Below are 6189 nucleotides of genomic sequence, written 5' to 3' on the forward strand. Positions count from 1 at the left end.
AGAGGGAGGCACGGCATGGACCTCCCGCTGCAACCCCTGATGGAGGCGGGCACGGGGGCCGCCTCGGCGCCGCGCACCAACGTGTCGCGGCTGGTGGCCTCGGCGGTGGCGGGACAGGTGTCCCATCCCATCCTGCGCGCGTCGCCCTACCGCATGGGCCGGGACGGGGTGCCCCGGCTGGTGCCCGGCAGCGGCGGCATCGTGCTCAACCACCGCGTGGGGGACCGCGCGGTGGGGCTGGCGGCGGACCACATGGAGGCGGGCGTGGCCGTGCACAACACCGGGCGCGACGACGTCGGCCAGCGCGGCGGCTCCAACCGGGCGCTGATGTTCCAGGCGTGCGTGGGCAACCGCGCGCGCGTGACGAGCGGCCCCATGACGGGCGCCGTGGGCACGGTGGTGGGAAAGCACGGCGGCATCAACCACGTCATCGTGGACTTCGCGCCCTCGGTGAAGCGCCGGCTGTGCATCGGGGACCGCGTGCAGTTGGATGCGTACGGGCAGGGCCTGGAGCTGCCGGACTTCCCCGGGGTGCGCGCGCTGAACCTGTCGCCCCGGCTGCTGCGGCGCTGGGGCGTGCGCACGCAGGCGGGGCGGCTGGTCATCCCCGTGACGCACACGGTGCCCGCGGCGCTGATGGGCTCGGGGTTCGGGCGTTCGGAGGGCGTGCTGGGGGACCTGGACATCCAGTTGTCGGATGCGCGGCGGGTGCGCAGGCACCGGCTGGACGCGCTCCGGCTGGGGGACCTGGTGGCGGTGTGTCCGCTGGACTACCGCTTCGGGCCCTCGCGGCGGGAGGGGGTCGTCACGGTGGGGGTGGTGGTGCACTCGGACAGCCAGATCGCGGGGCACGGGCCCGGGGTGACGCCGCTGCTCATCTGCCCGGCGGAGTGCGTGCGGCTGGTGCGCCGGCCCCAGGCCAACGTGGCGCTCGTGCTGGGGCTGCGGCAGCGCGTGGCGCCGCCGGCGCGCGAGCCGTCACGGGGGCGGTGGTAGGGACAGCGCGCCCAGGCAGCGCGACACCATGGCCGCGCGGGTGTCCACGCCCAGCTTGACGAAGATGCGCCGCAGGTGGGCCGCCACGGTCCACGTGCTGATGTTGAGCTTCGTGGCGATCTGCTTGTTGCCCCAGCCCGCGCAGACGCACGAGACGACCTGCAGCTCGCGCGAGGTGAGCAGCCGCACGTCGGGCGCGGGCGCCGTCGCGGGGCTCGCGGAGGGCTCCGCGGGCACCAGGTGGTAGCGCTGGCCGTTGACGATGAGCTCACCGGCCAGGGCGCGGTTCTGGGCCTGGGGCGCATCCGGGGCCGAGGAGGCGGGGACCACGAGCAGGACATGGCTCCCGGGTGGAAGAGGCGTCCGCATGGCGTGCGCTAGGCGGGGCCCGCGAGTTCCGGAGAGGTGAGGACGCGCCAGAGCTCGGAGGCCTCGCGCGAGCGTCCGGAGGCGCGCAGGTCCTCCGCGAGGCGTTCACCCGCGTGCTCCCCCGCGACGGGTGGCTCCGGCCGTTCGCGAGCGAGCGTCACGAGCCGCGTGACGCCCTGGCGGCCGAAGCGAAGCTCTGCGTGGAAGAGCAGGGCCAGCGCGCGGGCCGAGGCGAAGAGGCCACCGGGTGCGTCCACGGCCGTCTCCGCCTGGGCGCAGGAGTCGAGCATGGGACGGAGCACGTGCGTGACGAGGGTTTCGAGCTGCGCCCGTTGAGCGCCGCGCTCACGTCCGGCCCGGGCGAGCGCCGCGAGCAGCCGGGGGTCTTCGGCGAACAGGGCCTCAGGGCCCGCGGTGGGGGACGCGTTGCTGGAGCCCGGGAGGCGCGGTTCGGGCGGCGGCTCCAGGATGGCGCCAAGTCCCAGCCGCCCGAGGCGAGCTTCGAACACCTCCGGCTCGCGCTGCTTCCAGCGGGCGATGGCGGTGGTGAGCGTGAGCCCGGACAACGGCCAGGCGCCCCAGCGGGGCTCGCCGCCGGGCGGGGGCTCGGAGGTGACGGAGTCGAACGGGTGTCCGAACCAGGCGAGGACGAAGTCCAGGGCGAGGGCCTGGGGCTCCGTGAGGCCCAGCGCCATGAGTTCCTCGCGCGAAGGCGCGCACGGGCCGCGCACCGCGACGGTGCCGCGATGGATGGGTCGGCCGCCCTCGTTGCCGAGGACGATTCGCGCGCCATCCGGGAAGGTGACCACGGGCCCCTGGAGCCGGAGTTCCTCGCGTGCAGCGCGGAAGGGCGAGGCCTGTGCTTCCGCTTCGAGGGTCCGCGACGCGGTGAAGAAGTCGGCTTCGGAGCGGAGGTGGACGTTCTCCTCGCGGGAAGGTGCCGGCCCTGGCTCCCTGAGGGGGTCTGCTCCGGAGCGCGAGTGATGGTTCGGCTTGCGAACCTCCAGAGCGGGAGCCGTGGACGGGTCAGTTCCGAGCGGTGGGTGGCGGCGCTCATCAGGGTCCGGGCGAGCAGCGGCCGTCGCCGGCTGCCTGAATGGATCCACTCCGGAGCGGGCGTGGCGGTTCGCCTCACGAACCGAACGAGCAGGAGCCGCGGGCCCAGGCACAGCGCCAGAGTTCGAGGGAGGGTCTACATCACGGGCCGAACGAGCAGGCTCCCCGAGCGACTCCGCGCCAGAGTGGGTTTGGCGGCTTGTCCCGCGAGCCGAGTGAGCGGGAGCCACCAACCCTCGCGCCACGCCAGAGCTCGAATGAGGGTCTTCAACACGCGCCGAACGAGCAGACGCCCTCAGCGGATCCGCTCCAGAGTGGGCTTGGCTACTTGTCTCGCGAGTCGAACGCACAGGAACCATCGTTCCTGGGGCCGCGCCAGAGTTCGAGTGAGGGTCTACATCACGGACCGAACGAGCAGACGCCCTGACTGGATTCGCTCCAGATTGCACCTGGCGGCTTGGCTCATGGTCCGAATGAGCAGAAACCGCCTCTGGCGCCGTGACCGAAGAGCGCCTTCCCTCACGAACTGAACGAGCAGAAACCCTGAGCGGATCCGATCCAGATTGCACCTGGCGGCTTGGCTCATGGTCCGAATGAGCAAAAACCGCCTCTGGCGCCGTGACTGAAGAGCGTCTTGCCTCACGAACCGAACGAGCAGAAGCCGCGAACGGATCCGCGCCGGGCCTCAAGCGGCGATTCGCATCACGGGACAGGCGCTCCGATGTCGCCGGCACGCGGGGCGCATGTTCGCTGAACGGCTCCGCACCAAGGCGATGCTCTTCGCGCACGCCGAACTCGGAATCGCCATGAGGCGCCTGCTCACCGAACGGAGTCGCTTCGCGGAGGCGCTCCTCACGGGTCACGAGGGAAGGAGCGGTGGGGCGGTCCTGCGTCATCCGGGGCCGGGGCGAAGGACCAACAAGCGAACCTCGACCGGGACGTGGCGGGCGCGTGTCCTCACCCGAAGAGGAGTCTCCCCGCTGCGTCATCCGCGGCCGGGGCGCGGATTCAGCGAGTGTGCCGGAGCCAGTTCGTGGAGGGTGCAGTCCTTCACGTGCGGCGCGGAGGGCGGACCCCGGGGGCTCGGATGCAGAAGGAGCCCGCGTACGGTCAGGACGATCAGGGCGCCCCTCCCCTCTTTCCACTCGAGAGGAGGCATGACGTTCTTGCGGCGTCGTCCGGCCGCCAGGCCTCGGCGCGGTCTCCGATGATTCGTCTTCCTCTGCGTGAGCCAGAGTCCTGGAGGCGGGGCCACGACGCGGAGGACGCATCTCCTCCCGGGCCGCTCGGAAGAATGCGGAGGGCTCCCCCGGTGGAGTCCGGCCGCCGGGGCCGGGAGCATCGAGCGGATCATCGCCTGCGCGAGCAGCGGCTCCGGAAGGACGCGGACGTGGTTCCGGCGAATCCTCCCGTGAAAAGGGAGCATCCCGTTCGAGGTCGGAAACCCAGCGCTCCAGGAGCGACATCACGCCCTGGGAGGCAACGGGCGCACGGTTCCGCTTCCGCCCCGATTCATCACCAGCCACGTCAACCTCCCCTGCGAACCAGCCTGCCCACGCACAGTAGGAATCACCCTCGCGCAGGGAAGTTCGACCCGGAGCCGGGCTCGACGGTTGAGTTCAGGATGGAGGCGCCACGGCGGACCGCCAGGACGACAGTGCCGTCATCCCGGAAGGCGGTCCCCACGCTGGCTCGCCTGCTCTCGGCGCGCGCTCAGAACAGGCGCGAGTACGTGGACGGTGCCCCGGGCCGTGGCGTCCAGCGCTTCGCGTCGCGAGGCAGCCACAGGAGCTGGAAGGACTCGGCACGCCCTTCATAGCGAAGGGTGTGCGTGCCCCGGGACAGCGCGAACTCAGGCGTGGTGATGCGCTCGCCGTCGATGAACAGCGCGCCGGTGTCGAGCGTGCTCGAGGGCTGGACGAAGTAGCGGTCGGCGCGCACCGCGAGGAAGTGGTCCTCCAGTGCGCCAGAGTCCGAGGGCACGCGGTAGCGCTGTCCCCACAGGTACAGGTCACCGTCGTAGGGCTGGTAGTGCGCGTCGAGGAAGCGGCGCAGCGCCAGGGGAAGATCGGAGGTCCGCAGGTCATCCACCCGCATCACACAGCCCTGCTCCACGAGCACCCGGGGCATCTCGTCGGACAGCAGCCCCGCGAGTGAACCGCGCAGATACGCATCCGTGTAGAAGTAGAAGTGAGCGTGCGGCCGGCTCACGTAGCCACCCGAGTTGTCGTAGACGACATCCTCCGGACCCGTGAGCGCCGCGATGCGAGCGAGCACCTCGCGCTGCCGGGTATTGCCGCCACCGTCCAGCAAGGCCTCCACCCACGCGGCCTGGACGACAAACAGGCCGCCCAGCCCGGCAATCCCCACGGTCCGCACCGCGGGAGTGCGCAACCCAGAGAGCACTCCCAGGACGCCGCGCGCGGCGAAGGGCGCAAGCACGCCCAGAAAGGGCAACAGGCTGTACGGGAACGGCGCGCGCTGGAGCGCATAGGCGCCGAAGGTCGCGGGCACGGCCACGAACAGGAGCAGGTCGGGAGTCCGCGGGTGCTTCCGCAAGCGGAGGAACGTGGAGACGAATCCGACGGCGGCGAGGAGGAAGAACGCGGGTTGCGCCCCCAGGGCCGGCACCAGGTATTCGCGCCACGAGAAGCCCGGGTAGTGGCGCTGGTGTTCGGAAGCCCAGACGAAGCACCACCGCCACCATGCGCCCCACGAGCCCGTCACCGTGAGGTAGGCGGCCACCGCGCCCGTCGCGGCGGCGATGCCCGCGAAGAAGGCGCGAGGCGCGGCGATGAGCGCGGGAGAAGCATTCCTGCGAGGCAAGAGGTCCGCCAGGAGCACCACGGCCACTAGCCCGCCGAAGAAGATTGCTTTCTGGGAGCCCCACGCGGAGGCGACGAGCAACGCACCCGCCAGGAACGACGAAAGGACCGAGCCGGGCTGCACGGCCAGCGCGGCGAGTGCCCCCAGGAAGAGCGCGGCGGTGAGGGCATCCGGACGCACCTCTGTGGCGAAGTGGAGGAAGCCCGGAGAGCAGAGCAACAGCACCGGGGCCAGGAGCGAGGCGATGCGGCCTTCCCGCCGGTTGAGGAGGAACACGGAGACACACGCCCCCGCGAGCGGCACGAGCATCGCGGCCCGAAGCGCGATCACGTGGCGCGGATCATCTCCGAGCAGCCGGAGCAACGGTGCCAGCAGTTGGTACACGAGAGGAAAGTGCACCTCGAAGAAGTCGAGGTAGGGCACCTGCCCATGAGCCATGAGCCACGCGGCATGGGCGTACTGGAACTCATCGATGCTGAATGCCTTGTGCAGTGCGAGGCGCGAGGCCTGGAGTGCGAGCACGCCCAGGACGACACCCAGCCCCCACCGCAAGGCCCGGGGCTCCGTCATCGGCGCCGTCATACCGCGAAAGCAGGCCCGGCTTCAGAACCCAGGGGGCACGGCCCCACAGCCCCGGACCGCCATGCTGTCCCAAACCTGCCCGGCAGTCGGACAACTTCCCGCAGCCCGAATGAACCAGCAGCCCCCGGGCCAGGAGCCTCCAAACCTGTCCGACAGTCGGACAAGTTCCCGTTGCCCGGATGAACCAGCAGCCCTCACCAGCGATCTCCCAAACCTGCATGACTGTCGGACAGGTCTTCGCAGTGTCCGGGTGGACCGGAAGCTCCGACCCGAACCCCCTGAGCCTGTCCGACTGGAGGTCTGCGCGGAATAAGCAGTCCTACGAGCCGCATAGAGGTGGGGTGACATCGCAAGAAGAAG

Annotated in this window: 4 protein-coding genes; 1 reads left to right on the top strand and 3 read right to left on the bottom strand. The window is 70.9% G+C overall.

Annotation, left to right across the window (positions count from 1 at the left end; genetic code table 11):
- The first annotated feature begins 15 nt into the window (after positions 1-15).
- Complete coding sequence (locus K8556_RS33495; RefSeq protein WP_223744182.1) at positions 16-996, top strand: DUF4438 domain-containing protein; 981 nt, start codon at positions 16-18, stop codon at positions 994-996.
- On the opposite strand, the gene K8556_RS33500 is transcribed toward K8556_RS33495, so the two are convergent.
- The 3 genes from K8556_RS33500 to K8556_RS33510 all read right to left on the bottom strand — a co-directional run bounded on the left by K8556_RS33500 (position 979) and on the right by K8556_RS33510 (position 5817).
- Positions 979-1326 (bottom strand): helix-turn-helix transcriptional regulator, encoded by a 348-nt coding sequence (locus K8556_RS33500; protein ID WP_223744183.1) that lies wholly within the window; start codon positions 1324-1326, stop codon positions 979-981. The two genes, K8556_RS33495 and K8556_RS33500, sit on opposite strands and share 18 nt — an antisense overlap.
- Before the next feature lie 47 nt (positions 1327-1373).
- Positions 1374-2174 (bottom strand): hypothetical protein, encoded by an 801-nt coding sequence (locus tag K8556_RS33505; RefSeq protein WP_223744184.1) that lies wholly within the window; start codon positions 2172-2174, stop codon positions 1374-1376.
- Positions 2175-4134: 1960 nt separating this feature from the next.
- Complete coding sequence (locus K8556_RS33510) at positions 4135-5817, bottom strand: hypothetical protein (protein ID WP_223744185.1); 1683 nt, start codon at positions 5815-5817, stop codon at positions 4135-4137.
- Positions 5818-6189: the final 372 nt, after the last annotated feature.

Origin of the sequence: Corallococcus sp. AS-1-12 (genome assembly GCF_020036995.1) — a bacterium.
Lineage (GTDB): Bacteria > Myxococcota > Myxococcia > Myxococcales > Myxococcaceae > Corallococcus.